A 16,094-nucleotide genomic window follows, 5' to 3' on the forward strand; every position below is an offset into this window, starting at 1 on the left:
AGTTTGAGGTTGGGTTATCTGCATGTGACTTTCGGGCCGAGGAACAGTGTTGAGCGCTGGTTTAGGACGTTGAAGGAGAGGACGAAGCGTTTCTGGAATAATTTCAGGGGTAAAGACTGGAGGAGGGTTCATAGGTTTGTTTTTCTGTTTGCCTTCTGGTATAATTTTGTCAGAATTCATTCTAGTTTTGGTGATCCGCCTGGTGATGTTACTGAATGGCTTCAGGAGGTGATGCCCCAGTTATCCTAACAGTATCACTCTAAGTTACCAACTTCAAGTTTCTAAATTTCTTAAAAAAAAGTAAGTCCTTAAAAAGCTCCTTCTTCTAGATTACAAATGAGTAACTATATAAAACTTTGAATAGTAAATAAAAATTTAATTCTTTATAAGCATCTCATCCAAAGATAGTGATGGAAGCTAAGATTTAAATCTTGGAGGATTAACTTCATAACATGGTACTCTCCTTTAAGCCTGTGTGGTTTGATTCCTTGGGATCCAAGAGTTCATGTGTCTTCGTTAAAACACCTGACATCTCGATCTTAATAGATCCGGGTGTCGCTATTATGCATCCAAGTTTTCCAGCCACTGAAGAAGAGAAAATCGAATGGCTTATTGAGGGGGAGAAGGCAATAAAAAAGGCCAGTGAAAAGGCCGATATTATTGTAATTTCTCACTATCACTACGATCACTACTTTCCAAGCGATTTAGATATGTATGGGGAAAAACACTCTTAGTTAAGAACCCAAATGAGTATATAAACGATTCCCAGAGAGAACGAGCCGAGTATTTTTATTCCAATTTCTACAGGTATTATGGAGAATTAAAGTTGGAGGATATCTGGAAAGAACCAGAATCGCGAGAATATCCAAATCCAATGGAAGAGCTACCAATAGCATTCTCCAAGGATTTCGGAGATTACAACAAGCGAAGGAAACAACTCCTTGAAAAAGGCCTTAAGTGGTTCAGAAATAGGGTCAATAAATGGAATCGAAACCCAAAAATTCCTGAGATGAGTTTCAAGAATCTTCGAGTTGTGTTTGCTGATGGGAGAGAATTTCAGTTTGGAGACACAAAAGTCAAATTTACGAAACCTCTCTTTCATGGAATAGAGTTTTCAAGAGTGGGTTGGGTGATTTCAACTGTTATTGAACATGAAGAAGAAAAGTTAATCCATTCAAGTGATTTAAATGGCCCTATAATAGAAGACTATGCGGAGTGGATAATTAGAGAAAATCCAGATATCTTAGTCTTAGACGGCCCTATGACATATATGCTTGGTTACCTCCTCAATAAAATCAATTTAAGAAGAGCAATTGAAAATGCGGTTAGAATTGTGAAAGAGACAGATGCAGAGACTATTATCTACGATCACCACCTCCCGCGAGAGCGTCATTTTAGGGAGCATACGAGAGAGGTGTGGGAAGTTGGAGAAAAGCTCAACAAAAGTGTTTTAACGGCCGCCGAGTTCTTGGGAAAGAAGCCAAAAGTTCTGGAAGTCACTCTTAAAAATAAAAAAAGGAGATCAGTTCAGAGAATGCAAATGATGTCATCTTTTTGGTGGAAAAACACCAAGCTGTCGTAAAATAGCAATCTCGTTGCTTACCCACCACATTTCTGCAACTTTATCTCCTTCGAAGCGGTATACAGTCATACCTTCAAAGCGGACCTTTTTTCCAGTAGGTGGAATTCCCATAAACTCGCCCTTTTGGGTTCCAGTTACTGTCCACCGTACCGCAATTTTATCTTCCTCAGCTATCATGTCTTCGATAGTTGCGTGAAAATCTGGAAGCGTCTTGTGAACTTCAACTACCCATTTTTTAAATGAGGCAAAGTCTGAAACCTCAGGAATATTAGGATGGTGATTTTTGAAATTTGGTGTGTAAAACTTGTCTATTACTTCCACATTTCCCCTGTTCCAGATTTCGTCGATTATCGTTTGGAGGATTCTTTTTCTTTCTGTGCTCATTTATTTTCACCCCCTCTTACGCTGTGTATCTGAGTTATTTGAGAACCAGCCTTTTGATAGCCTTTTGGTAAGGTACCAGGCACTCAAAAAACTCAACTTATTACTATGAATAGGACTTAGGTAATATATACTTTTGTATTATGTGGGAATGTAGTAATTATGACGTTTACAAAGAATTAGAGCATTTTGACAAATTCAAACAAAACTTTAAACAAAGTTTCATGTAAACTCGCGCCTTACAAAAACAGAACTTCAAATATCGAATTATGGAAGAAAAATAAAATAAGGGTTGGATTATTTTTCTGCAGAGACTACTTCAAAATTATTCTTGCGTCTACTATAACTGCTCCTTCTCCCTCGGGATAAATGAAGACCGGGTTCAAGTCCATCTCTTTGATGTAATCCTTGAGGTCATCAACGAGCTGTGAGACTTTTAGCATCATATCAACAATAGCTTTCATGTCTGCCGGAGGTTCTCCCCTTGCCCCAGCTAGGATTGGGTATCCTTTGATGCTCTTTATCATCGCCCAAGCATCTTTTTCTTCAATTGGGATTATTCTGAAGGTTACGTCTTTGAGGATCTCCACAAAGATTCCACCGAGACCAAACATTATTGCGTGACCGAACTGTGGGTCCTCAGTGACACCAATGATGATTTCCCTTCCGGGCTTGAGCATTGGGGCTATGAGAACACCAAGAATTTCAGCATCCGGTCTGTACTTCCTTGCGTTCTCGTGTATCTCCTCCCATTTCTTCTTAAGCTCTTCATCGTTCTTTATGTTGAGCATAACGACTTTTGCATCGCTCTTGTGAAGGATTTGTGGAGACATGAGTTTCATGGCAACTGGGTACCCTATTTCGTTTGCGTACTTTATGGCCTCGTCGAGGGTTTTGGCGAGCTTTTCCTCCGGAACTGGCAGACCATAAGCTTTCAAAACCTGCTTTGCTTCGTATTCAACTAAAGCCTTCCTACCTTGAGCCAAGACCTCTTCAATCACTTTCAAAGCTTCTTCTTTCATAATTATCCCCCCAATAATAATGAAATAAGAGTAAATCACTCTTTCTTTAACTTTTCAAGATATTTAGCGTATTGGACTAAACCTGCCAAAGCTCTAACACCTCTTTCCGGCGTCGGATATACGGGAACTCCCTTCTCTTCAAGTATCTTTGCATAGTGTTCTGTCTTCTTACCTCCCATGGCAACTGCGAGTATTGGCTTTTCGCTCTTCTTTGCGTAGTCTGCGAGGATTTCTATTATCTCTTCCTCGTTCAAGAGCGGCACCTGGAAGAGAACAATTACTACTATTGCATCAACGTTTGGATCGTTTACAAAAGCCTCAATTGCGTATTTGTACCTCTGGGCATCGGTATCTCCAACGACATCAGTCGGATTTCCTGCAACTGCGTGTGGTGGGAAGTGCTCTTTTAGATATTTGATGGTCTCTTCGCTAAGCTCGGCCATTTTGAGGCCAAATTTAGCAACTGCATCGCTTGCCATAACTCCTGCTCCGCCACCGTCTGTTATTATTCCAACTCTGTCTCCTTTTGGAAGCTTGCACTTTGCAAATGCCTTTGCGACGTCAAACATGTGCTCGAAGTCCTCTGCCCTCAAAATCCCCGTCTGCTTAAAGACTGCGTCATAAATTACATCAGCTCCTGCCAAGCTTCCGGTGTGGGATGAAGCAGCCTTCGCACCATATTCTGTCTTTCCGCTCTTAAGGGCTATAACTGGCTTCACTTTCGTTATTCTCTTTGCAGCTTCCATGAATTTTCTACCGTCCTTTACTCCCTCTATGTAGAATGTAACGACCTTTATAGAGTCATCGTAAATGAAGTAGTCCATTAAATCTGCATCGTCCACGTCTATTTTGTTACCGTAGCTTACCATCTTCCCAATTCCTATTCCTGCCAAAGCTGCCCAGTCGAGCATTGCTGCGGCAAAAGCACCACTTTGAGAAACAAAAGCTATTGGCCCGCTCTTAGGCCTGTCCATTTTTTCATCGGGAAGGAAGACGGTGTCAACACCAGTGTCGGGGACATAGACACCAACACAGTTGGGTCCTATGACCCTTATTCCGTTTTCCCTTGCTATTTGGAGAATCTCTTCCTCCATTTTCTTTCCTTCTTCACCAAGCTCTCCAAAACCACCGGTGATAATGACCACTGCCTTTATTCCCTTCTCAGCGATCTCTTTCATTGTACCGGGCACAAAGGGGGCGGGAATTGAGATTACTGCCAGATCTGTATCATTTGGAAGCTCCTTTACGCTCTTGTACACTTTGTACCCGTCGATTTCATCAAGCTTGGGGTTTACTGGATAGATATTTCCTTTGAAAATGCCTTTTTCTTTGTTCCTTTTGAAGTTTTCAAAAATGACGTTTCCAACTTTTCCCTTTTTGTCTGTAGCTCCGATGATTGCGACAGCCCTGGGCTCGAAGAATGGTTTGAGCTCTTCAACAATTTTTGGACTTTCCATGGTATCACCCCTGAAATTTTTGAATAAATTTCCATTCGAACTTTATCTTCCTTCGTATAAAAGTTTTATGTAGGTAAAATAAGCTCCTTGATGAATCAATAAGAACAGTACTACCCAAAAATTGAAAAAACATCAAATATTGCTTTGGAGTTCCTTCAAAAATTTGATGCTTTTAGTAGTGCCCTCGAATGTTTTTACCTCTACAGACATGGGGACTTTGGGTAATTTTTCCAAGACTTCTTTCCAGGGGACTGTGCCTTCTCCCAAAGCAAGATGAGAGTCCTTTGTGCCATCATTGTCGCTTAGGTGCGCATGTACTATTCTATCTTTTAAGAGTCCAATGAACTCGTCAAAGTTCTTGGTTGTTGTATTTAAATGACCTATGTCAAACGTCACGCCCAGATTAGTGCCGTCAACGAGTTCTGCTATTCTATCCGGGGTTTGACCATCGAGTATCCAGAAGGAGGGCATGTTCTCTAAAGCAACCCTCACGCCTATTTTTTCCGCTACGCGGTCTATTTCTTCGAGAGAACGTCTTTGAACTTTTTCATATGCTTTGGGAAACCTTCCGCTTAGGGGGGATTTGTGTGCTGGATGAATTACCACCAGGAGAGAGCCCATTTCGTGTGCTATTTCAAGGGTTTCAAAGATGAGTTTAAGCGAAGTCCTTCTTATTTTTTCGTTTAACGCTCCTATGTTTATATCGCTGAAGGGAGCGTGAATAACGCTTTTTAAACCGTTTTCCTCTAGAAAATCTCTGTGCGCTCTGTAGTTATACCTGTTGAGCTCGTGATACCCTTCATTGACAATTTCAACAAAATCAATGCTGAGATTCTTAATTTTGTTGAGAGCGACACTTAGGCTTTTGTCAAATAGGCACTGAGTTGATGTACCTATCACGTTTTCCTCACCAGGGAGGGATAAAAGAGAGGGTATAAAAAGCTCACTCTCGTGATTTGGGCAGGAAAGGAATAAGCCAGCCTAAAAAGCTGTCTATGCTCCTTGTTTGTATATATAATGTTCCTGTGCCATAGAATTCTGCAACAAGTCCTTCGCCGCCAAGAATTGTGCTTTTTAGGCCCCCAACTCTCCTTACTTTGAAATCGAGGCCTTCTGTAAAAGCCACTAAATGGCCAGTGTCTATGATAAATCTTTCGCCCCTAAGCTCCTTTTTGTATATCCCGCCAAAGCTTGAAAGGAAGACTGTTCCTTCTCCACTTAGTTTGAGCAGGAAAAGCCCCTCCCTTGAGAAAAAGGTCTTTGCGCCACCGAATTTGGTATCTATCTCTATCCCCTCAGAGCTGGCTAAAAATGCTCCGCTCTGAGCATAGAGGGTTCCTCCCAGCTCTAGAGCCTCTATATCCCCCATATACGGCGGAGCCAGTCCAACGCTCCCTTTGCCTCCCCTGGCTCTAAAGGTGTTTATAAATATGCTTTCTCCTCCAAGCATTGACCGTTTTAGGGCTTTAAAAATCCCGCCTGTCTTTGTCTCCATTTCTATGTTTGGGCTCATATGAACCATAGCGCCGGGTTCTGCCTTAATAGCTTCTCCATCCTCTAACTCCACCTCAACTAAGCTAAAACTTGGTCTTTGAATAATCTCATATCTCATCTACATAACACCAGAGAAATTTGGTGGTTGGAGTATATAAGGTCTTTTACTTTATCTTTTCTTCCTTTATTTGGCCTTTTGCGTAGGGGCAGAGGTTCTGCAGGGGGCATTCGTTGCATTTGGGGTTTGTGGGCTTGCAAATTCTCTTTCCGTGGTCAACCATTGCGTGGTTCACATATATCCACAAATCCTTTGGGATTAACTCTTTGAGGTATTCTTCGACTTTCTCAGGTGAAACCCTTAGAGGGGCCAGGCCTAACCTTTTGCTGATTCTATTTACGTGGGTATCAACAGGAATTGCCTGCTTTCCGAACCCGTATGCCAAGACTATGTTTGCACATTTTCGTCCTATTCCCGGGAGCTTCATGAGCTCGTTGATATCCTCTGGAACTTTGCCGTTGTATTTTTCGAGAATTATTTGAGATGTCTTTACTATCCACTCGCCCTTAGTTTTCCAGAGGCCAACACCGTTTTTTCTCAAAAATTCCTGCATCTCCTCGACGGGCGTGTTAGCTATCGTCTTGATGTTCTTATACTTCTTAAACAGCTCCTCCCACACTTTGTAAGTCACTTCATCCCTCATCCTCTGGGAGATTATGCAGTGGATCAGAGTCCTATAGGGGTCTCCGATGAGGAGTTTCTCTCTCGGGTAGGTCTTCATCAGGGTTTCAACTATCTTCTCGGCCCGCTTTTTCTTTTCTTCCCAGCTCTCCTCGAAGGTGAAGCCCTCAAGGCTCAATGAGCGTGACTCTGTTCCCATGGACTACCACCACCTTTCCTTCCGCCACCCTAACTTCTTTCAGTTCCTCGAACTCCCTGCTATAAAGTTTTTGCCCGTTCCAGTTATAGATTCGAACATCGTTTTGGAGGACAATGACAAGGCCCTTCGAGAAGGGGAGCACTTTTCTGACTTCTTCATCGAATTCAATGGTTATCTCATTTACCTCGCTCTTCTTTATTTCTATTCTGGTGTTTTTTGATACCTTCATTGGACTGGGGTCGGCGAGGACGACTTTAAAGGTCAGAGGCTTCCCGAGGAGGTCTATCTCAACGGTCTCACCCGTCTTTACTTCTTTACCCCTTAATTTCGAACGAATGATTTCTTCAAAGCCGGCCGGGAGCTCAACATCAAAGAGGGGCTTGAGTATAATCCTCATGAACACCACCCACCTAGAGTAAGAATCGAAGGTAATAAGCGTTCCGAGGAAAGCTTTATAAATTCGACATATCAATCGATATGTCGGTGAAGAAAAATGGAGAAACCAAAGTTTAAAGGCCACTTGAAACTCCTCGTGCTAAAGCTCCTTGAGGAAGGCCCACTCCACGGGTACGGTATAATGGCAGAGCTGGAAAAGAGGTACGGCATGCCTCATCCCAGCCCGGGCACGATTTATCCAATCCTTGCTTCCCTCAAAAGGGCTGGCCTCATCGAAGTCGCCGGTGAGGGAAAGAGGGACAAGAAGCTCTACCGCATAACCGAGAAGGGGAAAGAATACCTCCGAGAGCACGAGTACGAGGTGAATGAAGCTATTGAGACCGCAGAGCGCTTTAGAGAGTTCGCTCGTCTAGGTGGCAGGGATCTGGCAGAGGTGCTCAAGGAAGTCTTTAACTCCGTTAACGAGATGAGTGGGGAGCAGAAGAGGGCCCTGGCGAAAGAGTTCTCCGAGTTTACGAAGAGGGTCAGGCTGATTCTATTGGGCGAGATACCAGGGGGAAAGGAAAATGGGTGATGCCATCATCGTTGAGAACCTCATCAAGAAGTACGGCGACTTTGAGGCCGTTAAAGGGGTCTCCTTCAGGGTTAAGCAGGGGGAGATATTCGCATTCCTCGGGCCGAACGGCGCCGGGAAAACAACAACAGTCCACGTGCTCACCACCCTCCTGAAGCCCACCTCCGGGAGGGCCATCGTTGCGGGCCACGACGTCGTTAAGGAGCCGATGGAAGTGAGGAAACGGATAGGTATAGTCTTCCAGGATACGAGCCTCGACAGAGAGCTTACCGCATGGGAGAACATGTATATTCACGGGAGAATCTACGGGCTGAAGGGGAGCGAGTTGAAAGATAAGATAGAGCGCCTCCTCAAGTTCGTCGAGCTGTGGGAGTTCAAGGATAAGCCCGTGAAGACCTTTAGTGGGGGAATGCAGCGCAGGCTTGAGATAGCGCGCTCCCTACTCCACGAGCCTGAGGTTCTCTTCCTCGATGAGCCGACGATAGGTCTCGACCCGCAGACGAGGGCGCACATCTGGGATTATATACAGGCCATGAAGGAGGAGCACAACATGACGATTTTTCTTACGACCCACTATATGGATGAGGCAGAGCAGTTAGCGGACAGGATAGCCATCATAGACCACGGGAAAATAATAGCGGAGGGCACAGCAGAAGAGCTCAAAAAGCTCGTTGGAAACGATGTGATATACCTCAAGCTCGACACTCCCGAGGAGCTGAAGTGCCTCCAGGGCGAGTTCATCAGGGGTTGTAAGGTTCTTCCCGACGGCAGGGTTGCTCTCGAAGTGGACAACGCCGCCGAAGCGCTTCCGAGGCTCTTCGAGCTTGCAAATGAGAGAGGCATCAAAATCATCGAGGTTACCTACCACCGCCCGACGCTCAACGACGTCTTCCTTCACCTGACTGGCAGGGAGATAAGGGACGAAAGCCCTGAAAACCCGATGGCAGCCTTCATGAGAATGAGGATGAGGAGGTGAGAGAATGGATGCCCTGACGACTATGATTTACAGACAGATCAAGCGGTTCACGAGGGCGAGGTCAAGGGTGGTGGGCATGATAATCAACCCTCTCATCTGGCTCGTCTTCTTTGGCCTCGGCTGGAGCAGGGTCTTCGACAATCCCATGGCGAGAATGGTCTTTGGAGGGGTGGATTACCTCACCTTCCTCGCGCCGGGCATCTTCGCCATGACGGTCTTCAACATGAGCTTCATGGGTGGAGTGAGCGTCATCTGGGACAAGCAGTTCGGTTTTTTGAAGGAGCTACTCGTTGCTCCCGCTTCAAGGAAGGCGGGAATCCTTGGAAGGATGATTGGCGACTCACTAGTGACGCTGGCGCAGGGTGCCATAATACTCGCCCTCACCTACCCGCTCGCGGAGAGCCTCAGGCTGAGCGGCTTCATTCCCGCCCTTGGAATCGGCTTCCTGCTCTCGATGGCATTCTTGGGCTTTGGGGTCAGTGTGGCCCTCAAGATGGAGAGCATGGAAGGCTTCCAGATGGTGGTGATGGTCATCATGCTACCGCTAACCTTCCTGAGCGGCGCGATGTATCCAATAGACACGATGCCCGACTGGATGAAGGTCTTAGCTTACATCAACCCGCTGACATATGCCGTTGATGGTGCAAGGCACTTCCTCATTGGGGAGCATGTAGCGAAGTTTGCCCTGGCTACTGATGTTGGAGTCCTAGCCTTACTGGCTTTCCTCCTTGTGGGGATAGCCATGATTGAATTTGAAAAAGCGACAATAGGGTGATTTTATCTTTTTTCCACATTTTTGAATTTTTCGTAGCTTATTTTAAGCGCTTCGACAAGAGGAAGTTTTTCTCCGGCAAAGAAGGATAACATTGCTCCGCCGCCCGTGCTTATATGGGAGATTCCCTTTATGTTGTGTTTTTCTATGCTTGCTATTGAATGTCCTCCGCCAACTACTGAGAATGCCTTGCTCTTTCCTATGGCTTTGAAAACTTCTACGGTTCCCTCTGCAAACTCTTCCATCTCAAAGACTCCCATTGGGCCGTTTGCTACTATTATTGCAGCATCTTGAAGTATCTCACTGTATTTTTCTATTGTTCTGCTTCCTATGTCCATGATCGGTCTCTCATCAAAAATCCACTTTTTATCACTTAGCAAGTCGATTTCGACTCTCTCACCTTTGTATTCGACTGCAAAGTCCACTGGAGTTCTTATATATGGGTAGAATTCGTTCAATATTTTCTCGGCCCACTCTATAAGCTCTATCAGCCCTTTTTTCTCAAGAAAACTTATGTTCGCATCTCCAAGGTCGAATCCTTTTGCCAGAGTAAAGATTTGGCCTACTAAACCGCCGGTTAGAATTAAGTCGGCTTTTCCATTTTTCAGCACATTCTCGGCAACTTTAAGTGAATCATCAACTTTTGCTCCACCCAGCACGTAGACTTTGGGTCTTTCATTGCTTTCGTATGCTTTATTCAGTGCTTCCAGCTCGCTCTCCATCAGAAAACCGGATATCATAGGTTTTAGCCTTGCAAAACCAACTAAAGAGGGCTGTGATCGATGAGCTGCGGCAAATGCATCTGTGACTACGTAATCTACAAGGGGGCTAAGCTTCCTAACGAAATACGTATTCTCACACTTTTCTAGGGGTGCTTGTTTGGTCTCTTCTGCCGCAAATCGGAGGTTTTCCAGCATCAGTATTTCACCGGGTTTTAGAGAGCTTATCGCTTCCCTTGCGCATTTTCCGAAAATATCTTCCACGTATTTTACCTCAGTACTGAGCAGAGAGCTTAATACTTCGGCATGCTGTTCTGTAGTCAGGTAATCTTCCTCATAGGGCTTGCTCTGGTGAGTTCCAACAACGACCTTTGCGTTGTGTTCGAGTAGGTACCTTATGGTGGGTAAAACTCCTTTAAATCGAGCGTCGCTGATTATCTTTCCGTTTTTGACAGGGGAGTTTAAATCTGCCCTGAAAAAGACTGTTTTTCCGTCATAGTTAAATTCTGTCAGCTTAAACATTGTCTCACCTGTGGAAATGTAAATGGGACGCAGTTAAAAGATTATTTTAAACACCAAAGGTGGTAGATGTATTGTGCAAAACTGATTTATATGAAGAATTCCACCATACTATGTGGGCGTGGTATTATGGGATGGACGTTGGAACTGCTGAAGACGGCAACTAGTGATGAAGTGATTCGTGTTGTTCAACATCTTCTTGAGTCTTTAGGGTTTAAAGACGCCGAGAGAGTAATTGCTGAAAATTGGAACATAGACTTCATAGCTCTTCGTGAGGATCCAATATCCGGGCTTGAGAAATATGTAATAAAGGTCAAGACAGAGGAATTGGTGTCTTCCAATGAAGTTGAAGAATTTATGGAGTCCATTATAAAAGCTAAAGCTGACAGGGGAGTTTTTATTGCTGTTGATGGGTTTACAAAAGATGCGAAGGTACTCTTAGGGCGCGAGTACAAGGGAAAAATAATTCCTTGGGATGGGGAGAGGCTCGTCAAGGAGTTAAATGACAGGGACATTCCAATATCCAATGAGCTGCTTGAGAGATTCGAAAAAAAGAAGAGGAAAGAGGAGGAAGAAGTTAAAAGGAAAGGGATGTTAAAAGTTATACACCTGGATGCACCATTGCTGTATTCGTTTTCGCCAAATAAGGTTCTCGAAACTGTTATGTCTCTCATGGAATCCAGGTATAAAATAAAAAGGGAAGATGTTTTCCTGGAGGGGCTGGTAGTTGAGCTTTCTGCAGGCTATATAATTTCATGGTCCGCTACGAAGGACGGGGAAGAGGTAATAAAAGACGAAGCAATAGTTTTGTCAAAGGATGATGTAATTCCCCTTGTGAGCAGGGATGGTGAGCTGGAGAGAAAAGTTTCAAAAGCCCTTCTGGAAAGTGAATCTGCGATAAAAGCGAGCAAAGTTGAAACAGCATCCCCCATTTCTCAAAGTGAGGCGGTAGTGGCCCTCAAACTAAAACTTGCAGATGAACTCAAGATTCCTCAAACAAATATTTATCTAAGTTCCAGAAGAAGGGTTTATGTTCCAAATAAAGCTTTATTGAAACTTAAAGTTGGCATAAACTTTGCCAAAGCTGAAGTTGACCTTAAGACAGATGATGTCAAAGTGGATATAGCACCCCTTCCAAGGGAAAAGCTTGTGGAGATAGCCAAGGAGGAGTGCAAAAACGCTCTTGGGGAGAGTCCGGAGGAACTTTCTGTAGAAGAAAAGGGCCCTGTGATTATTATAAGCGGACAAACTAAGAGGTTTGTCTTCGGAATTGCTTTGCACGTTTATAGTGGCAGGATAATAAAAAGAAAGTCAAAACTAAAACGGGAAGCTATATTCTCGGAGGTTGCCAAGCTGTATCCTGAAGGAGAGGTCGTCTTCTTTGATGAAAAAGAAAATAGGGCAATAACCGATGTCATGACTCCAAAGGGAGTTGTGGTTCTTGAATTCAACTTGGAAAATGGCGAACACACAGTAACTGCAAATCTACTTCACCCTTACCAGATCGCAAATTCCGCCAAGAGCCTTCTTGAAAAGAATTTTGACATGAAGGGGCTTAAGCTTGTTGACTTTAAGTTCCATGATGCAACTCAGTTAGAGATACTCCTTGAGAGTAATGATGGGAAGATCAAGGTGAATGCCGATGGGAAAACAGGGGACATAATAGATTATTTCGTTGAGATAAGTCCCCAGAAAGCTAGGGAAATAATCCTTCAGAAATATGGTGGGTGGAGTATAAAGAAGCTGGATAGGAAGAGTGACACCTATGAGGTGGAACTTGAGAACAAAAGAGCTCTTCTGAGAATATCCCTCAGCAAAGATGGGAAAATCCTGACCGAAGTAGACAGGCAGCTGAAAATTGAGGTAGTACAGGAGATAGCAAAGAAGTTTCTGGAAGAGAAAGGAATACCTGCAGCCATAAAGGAAATAACACTTGATGACAATTGGAAAGTTAAGTTTGTTGGAGAAGAAAGAGTGGGGGAGCTTTTGATAGGAAGAAGTTCTGGGGAAATATTAAAGAGTGATGTTTTTCTGACTGAGATGGCGATTGAAGAGAACTATAAGAGGCATGTCCGTGAGAAGTTCAATGAAACGAGTCTCAATACGGAGAGGATAGTTGTTTACAAGGAAAAGGGATATGCAGTGATAAAACTAATAGGCAACGAGTCTATTTACTATGCGAAGATAGATCTGAGGAATGGTAAAATTTTGGAGGAGGATAATCTGCCCAGTAAGGGACTAATGGCAAAGATAAAGAAAGTGCAACTAGAGGCAAAATATAAATAATTAGGTCATCAAAAGGCTTTCGATTAATCTTATTGTCTCTACTATTTTTGTCTCCGGCACTTCTTCCTCAGGCAGTTCAATATTTATTACGAGTCTTTCTTCTTGTGTCTCTTCGTCCAATCCGTAGACTTCGAGCTCCTCTACGTCCACATCTTCAAAGAAGTTCTCAATCTCCGGGCTTATTACCTTTTTGTCGTTTCCGTAAACCTCTACCCTGATGAGGTCGTCTTTGGATGAAGCAACAACCGCTATTTCGTAATCACCAATTTTCTTTGTGAATTTGATCATATTTCCATAGCCCAGAACCTCTTCGGTAAATCCAAGCTTTTTCATAACTCCCCTTATTCTCTCAATCTTGGCTTTCATCCTGTTCAGTATCTTCTCTCTTAATTTATAGCTCTCTTCAAGGGCTTTTTTTATACCTTCACCAGCCTTCTCTACCTCGCCCTCCCATATTCCAATTATCTTTATCCCAGAAGAATTTGGTTTAAGCTCGATTTTTAAATTCTCGACATCAAAATCCCTTAAATCCTCAATCTTGAGCTCGCTAAGGTTGAGTATCTCAAATTCGATTCTAACTAAATTGCCAAAAGCTTTCCCCTTAAATTTCAAAGGGCATCACCCAGAAGGGGGGAGGTAAGTATGTTTAAAAACTCTTCTATAGGAGATCTGTATACGAAACGAAAATAATAAAAAAGAAAGCTGTCATTTCTTTCTTCTAAATAGCGCAAGCGGGATTATGGAGAATGCTAGAATTGCTGCGGGCCCGCACGTTGATTTGCTCTCTGTTGTGGATGTGGTTTGGCTTGTAGTTTGTGTTCCGCCAACGGTCATCTCGAATGTTGCTTTGTTTCCATAGAAGTCTACGGCTACTGCTCTTATGACGTATTCATCAGCATTAACTTCAGGAATCTCTGCCATAAAGTAATCTGCTTGCCCCCCACTTGCCTGTACTGCTGGGTATGTTGCAACTTTTCCATTGGCTTCTATCTCCACGTAGATATCTCTAATTCCGAGATTGTCCTTGGCACTTATGTAGACCTTAAATGGTTTTCCTTTTACTGGTTTTGAAGGAGTCAAGTAGGGGATGCTTATCTCGGGCTTTTCTGTGTCCTTGCCCTTGCTTATTACGAGCTGGGATACTCCTTCAGGAACAACTATTTCAAACAGCTCGTAAGTCTTGTCTCCGATCTTTCTTTCCCCAAGAAGCTTGTAAGTGACATTTGTAACGCTGGCATCAACCTCTGCTCCCTCTGGGACTTCTATGGCAAACTTTCCGCTCTCTTCTCCGAGTAGATTTATGAACTTCACGGCACTTCCAAAGTCCGTTGTCCACCTAAATGTGATGAACTCTTGGGGAACTGGAAGTGAAATGAAGTCGTTGAAAAGCGTTCCGAACATCTCTTCAACCGCTGGCAACCTAACGTTTCCGTTTTCGTCTATTTCAACTATGTTTGAGCCATACCATGTTGGGCTGTAATCTGACTTTGATGCAGGGTTAGTTTCTTTGTCTGGTGCTCCCGTTGATGTTAACGTAACAAACCAGTGCTCGTTGCCGTTTTTATCTACGTAGATGTGAAGCTTGTCGTGGTGGATGTGTCCGCTCATAACAAGCTTTATGTTATACTTCTCCACATCTTGAAGGAATCTCCTTGCTATGTCTTCGGTTGTTTTCTCCGGCCCACCGATCCAGTAATAGCCGACATATTGGGTGAGGTTTGCCCAGTCTTTGTCGTCAAACGCTGTGAAACCTTCAATTCTTCCTCCAATCCACCCTTGGGGAGCGGAGTACCAGTATGGATGGTGGACAATCACTATTGGAATCTTATCCGGATGTTCTTCAAGGACTTTCTCCATCCACTCAAGTTGATCCATGTAGGGATGGGCTTCGTCTCCATGGGAATTCAGGGCTATAATAAGGAACTTTCCTATGGTGAGGTAATAGTCGGTTGGACCTATCAGCTTGGGGTAGTAGTTTGGTGGGTCATCGTGGTTTCCTTTGACTATTATCGTTGGCCTCCCTGTAGCGGCTGCTCTAGAGATTATGTCAAAGAGCATTTTGTATCCTTTGCTGTCTCCGGCGGTATCAACAACGTCTCCAGTGCTTATTATAACATCCACTCTATCGTCCATGCTCCAATAGGTGTAAGCACTATCGGTAGCAACGTAACTGTGGAGAGGGACAATTAAACCTCCGTCACAAAGCTCCTGTATTTTCTTGATATCCCTCTGGAAGTATTCTCCACATACATAGCCGAATTTGGTTCCGCTTGTGACGTGGGTATCGCTCAAATGGGCAATCCTAAGCACCTTTGGATATTCTTTGAGAACCCACACGCCGTTAGGTATGATGACCTCTCCTTTGTTTGACTTGACTTGAAGGAAATACACATCTGGAACAACGTTTTCAGGTATTTTGGCTTTTATTGTATTTCCCTTTTCCAGGATTTCAAGCTTGTATGGGCCGTTCATAACAGAAACAATTGTAATCTCAGTAATGTCAACGCCTTCTTGGGGTTGTATTTCTATTGTTTCCCCCGGAAGTGCTATAGCAGGGGCTCCGGGCATCGGCATCTTTAGGATATCTCCGGGAAGTGCTTCTGCACTTGCCGGGTTTACATTAATCAAGGACAAAGTCAGAAACGCCAGCAAAAACGCGAGTATTCGCTTCATAACATCACCGAAATAATAGAGAAGTCAAACGTTAAAAAAGTTATCACCCCTTCGGGCGTGTTTATAGTAACCTTTATTAGGGTTTTTGCTGAATTCTTTCAGGTGGTTGTCGTGATCCCCAGATGGGATCACAGACTCAAAGACCCTGAAAGCGTGGCATTCGCAATTCTTGACGTTTTAGCAGACTTCGAATCAGAAGGAAAGCTGAAGAACCTGCCAAAATCCAAAAAATTTCCAGTAAAAACAATACTGGCAATACTCCTCTTTAAACAATACTACAACCTACCCCTCAGAGACGCCCAGCACTACGGCAGAAAATTCTTCGGAGCAAACATTCACTACTCAACCCTCCACAACTGGGAGAA

The 16,094-nt window shown here is 43.8% G+C and carries 17 protein-coding genes and 1 pseudogene; 8 read left to right on the forward strand and 10 right to left on the reverse strand.

Annotated features, from left to right (window positions below):
• The 3 genes and pseudogenes from GBV73_RS07740 to GBV73_RS07750 all read left to right on the forward strand — a co-directional run.
• Positions 1–249: pseudogene (locus tag GBV73_RS07740) on the forward strand (IS6 family transposase); the annotation flags it as partial.
• A 203-nt stretch (positions 250–452) separates the two neighbouring features.
• Positions 453–734 carry an MBL fold metallo-hydrolase gene (locus tag GBV73_RS07745; RefSeq protein ID WP_082662999.1) on the forward strand — a complete coding sequence of 94 codons (282 nt, stop codon included), beginning with the start codon at positions 453–455 and terminating at the stop codon, positions 732–734.
• Positions 735–826: 92 nt separating this feature from the next.
• The gene (locus GBV73_RS07750) at positions 827–1,582 is read left to right on the forward strand and encodes a hypothetical protein (RefSeq protein ID WP_020953640.1); all 756 of its coding nucleotides are present in this window, start codon (positions 827–829) and stop codon (positions 1,580–1,582) included.
• On the opposite strand, the gene GBV73_RS07755 is transcribed toward GBV73_RS07750, so the two are convergent.
• The 7 genes from GBV73_RS07755 to GBV73_RS07785 all read right to left on the reverse strand — a co-directional run bounded on the left by GBV73_RS07755 (position 1,547) and on the right by GBV73_RS07785 (position 7,211).
• Positions 1,547–1,966 (reverse strand): ester cyclase, encoded by a 420-nt coding sequence (locus GBV73_RS07755; RefSeq protein WP_004069767.1) that lies wholly within the window; start codon positions 1,964–1,966, stop codon positions 1,547–1,549. The two genes, GBV73_RS07750 and GBV73_RS07755, sit on opposite strands and share 36 nt — an antisense overlap.
• Positions 1,967–2,277: 311 nt before the next feature.
• Complete coding sequence (locus GBV73_RS07760) at positions 2,278–2,985, reverse strand: acetate--CoA ligase family protein (protein WP_152880543.1); 708 nt, start codon at positions 2,983–2,985, stop codon at positions 2,278–2,280.
• 35 nt (positions 2,986–3,020) lie between these two features.
• Positions 3,021–4,442: an acetate--CoA ligase family protein gene (locus GBV73_RS07765; RefSeq protein WP_042700244.1), complete on the reverse strand. Its 1,422-nt coding sequence runs from the start codon at positions 4,440–4,442 to the stop codon at positions 3,021–3,023.
• Between the two features lie 132 nt (positions 4,443–4,574).
• Entirely contained in the window at positions 4,575–5,342 is a 768-nt protein-coding gene (locus GBV73_RS07770; RefSeq protein WP_225807009.1) for a sugar phosphate isomerase/epimerase, read from the reverse strand.
• A gap of 43 nt (positions 5,343–5,385) precedes the next feature.
• Complete coding sequence (locus tag GBV73_RS07775; RefSeq protein WP_152880545.1) at positions 5,386–6,054, reverse strand: TIGR00266 family protein; 669 nt, start codon at positions 6,052–6,054, stop codon at positions 5,386–5,388.
• A gap of 46 nt (positions 6,055–6,100) precedes the next feature.
• Positions 6,101–6,814: an endonuclease III gene (gene nth / locus GBV73_RS07780; protein ID WP_152880547.1), complete on the reverse strand. Its 714-nt coding sequence runs from the start codon at positions 6,812–6,814 to the stop codon at positions 6,101–6,103.
• A complete protein-coding gene (locus GBV73_RS07785; RefSeq protein WP_152880561.1) occupies positions 6,783–7,211 on the reverse strand; it encodes an ATPase in 429 nt (142 codons plus the stop codon). Before GBV73_RS07785 ends, nth begins: the two co-directional genes overlap by 32 nt.
• 96 nt (positions 7,212–7,307) lie before the next feature.
• Here GBV73_RS07785 and GBV73_RS07790 point away from each other — a divergent pair, with 96 nt between their 5' ends.
• The 3 genes from GBV73_RS07790 to GBV73_RS07800 are packed head-to-tail and all read left to right on the forward strand — an operon-like array spanning position 7,308 to position 9,535.
• A complete protein-coding gene (locus GBV73_RS07790) occupies positions 7,308–7,784 on the forward strand; it encodes a PadR family transcriptional regulator (RefSeq protein WP_152880549.1) in 477 nt (158 codons plus the stop codon).
• On the forward strand, positions 7,777–8,760 hold the full coding sequence (locus GBV73_RS07795) for an ATP-binding cassette domain-containing protein (protein WP_152880551.1): 984 nt from the start codon (positions 7,777–7,779) through the stop codon (positions 8,758–8,760). The genes GBV73_RS07790 and GBV73_RS07795 overlap by 8 nt, the downstream gene beginning before the upstream one ends.
• Before the next feature lie 4 nt (positions 8,761–8,764).
• Positions 8,765–9,535, forward strand: coding sequence for an ABC transporter permease (locus GBV73_RS07800; protein ID WP_152880553.1), 771 nt, complete (start codon positions 8,765–8,767; stop codon positions 9,533–9,535).
• Between the two features lie 2 nt (positions 9,536–9,537).
• On the opposite strand, the gene GBV73_RS07805 is transcribed toward GBV73_RS07800, so the two are convergent.
• Positions 9,538–10,773: a phosphoglycerate kinase gene (locus GBV73_RS07805; protein ID WP_152880555.1), complete on the reverse strand. Its 1,236-nt coding sequence runs from the start codon at positions 10,771–10,773 to the stop codon at positions 9,538–9,540.
• 126 nt (positions 10,774–10,899) lie between these two features.
• On the opposite strand from GBV73_RS07805, the gene GBV73_RS07810 reads away from it, so the two are divergent.
• A complete protein-coding gene (locus GBV73_RS07810; RefSeq protein ID WP_152880557.1) occupies positions 10,900–13,056 on the forward strand; it encodes a restriction endonuclease in 2,157 nt (718 codons plus the stop codon).
• Here GBV73_RS07810 and GBV73_RS07815 read toward each other — a convergent pair whose 3' ends face one another.
• Entirely contained in the window at positions 13,057–13,668 is a 612-nt protein-coding gene (locus GBV73_RS07815; RefSeq protein WP_042700230.1) for a hypothetical protein, read from the reverse strand.
• 93 nt (positions 13,669–13,761) lie between these two features.
• The gene (locus GBV73_RS07820) at positions 13,762–15,729 is read right to left on the reverse strand and encodes a metallophosphoesterase (RefSeq protein WP_152880559.1); all 1,968 of its coding nucleotides are present in this window, start codon (positions 15,727–15,729) and stop codon (positions 13,762–13,764) included.
• Positions 15,730–15,786: 57 nt separating this feature from the next.
• On the opposite strand from GBV73_RS07820, the gene GBV73_RS07825 reads away from it, so the two are divergent.
• Positions 15,787–16,094: hypothetical protein (locus tag GBV73_RS07825; protein WP_152878644.1), on the forward strand; the 308-nt coding region annotated here is incomplete at its 3' end.

The organism is Thermococcus sp. 101 C5, assembly GCF_009372125.1.
Taxonomy (GTDB): domain Archaea; phylum Methanobacteriota_B; class Thermococci; order Thermococcales; family Thermococcaceae; genus Thermococcus_A; species Thermococcus_A bergensis.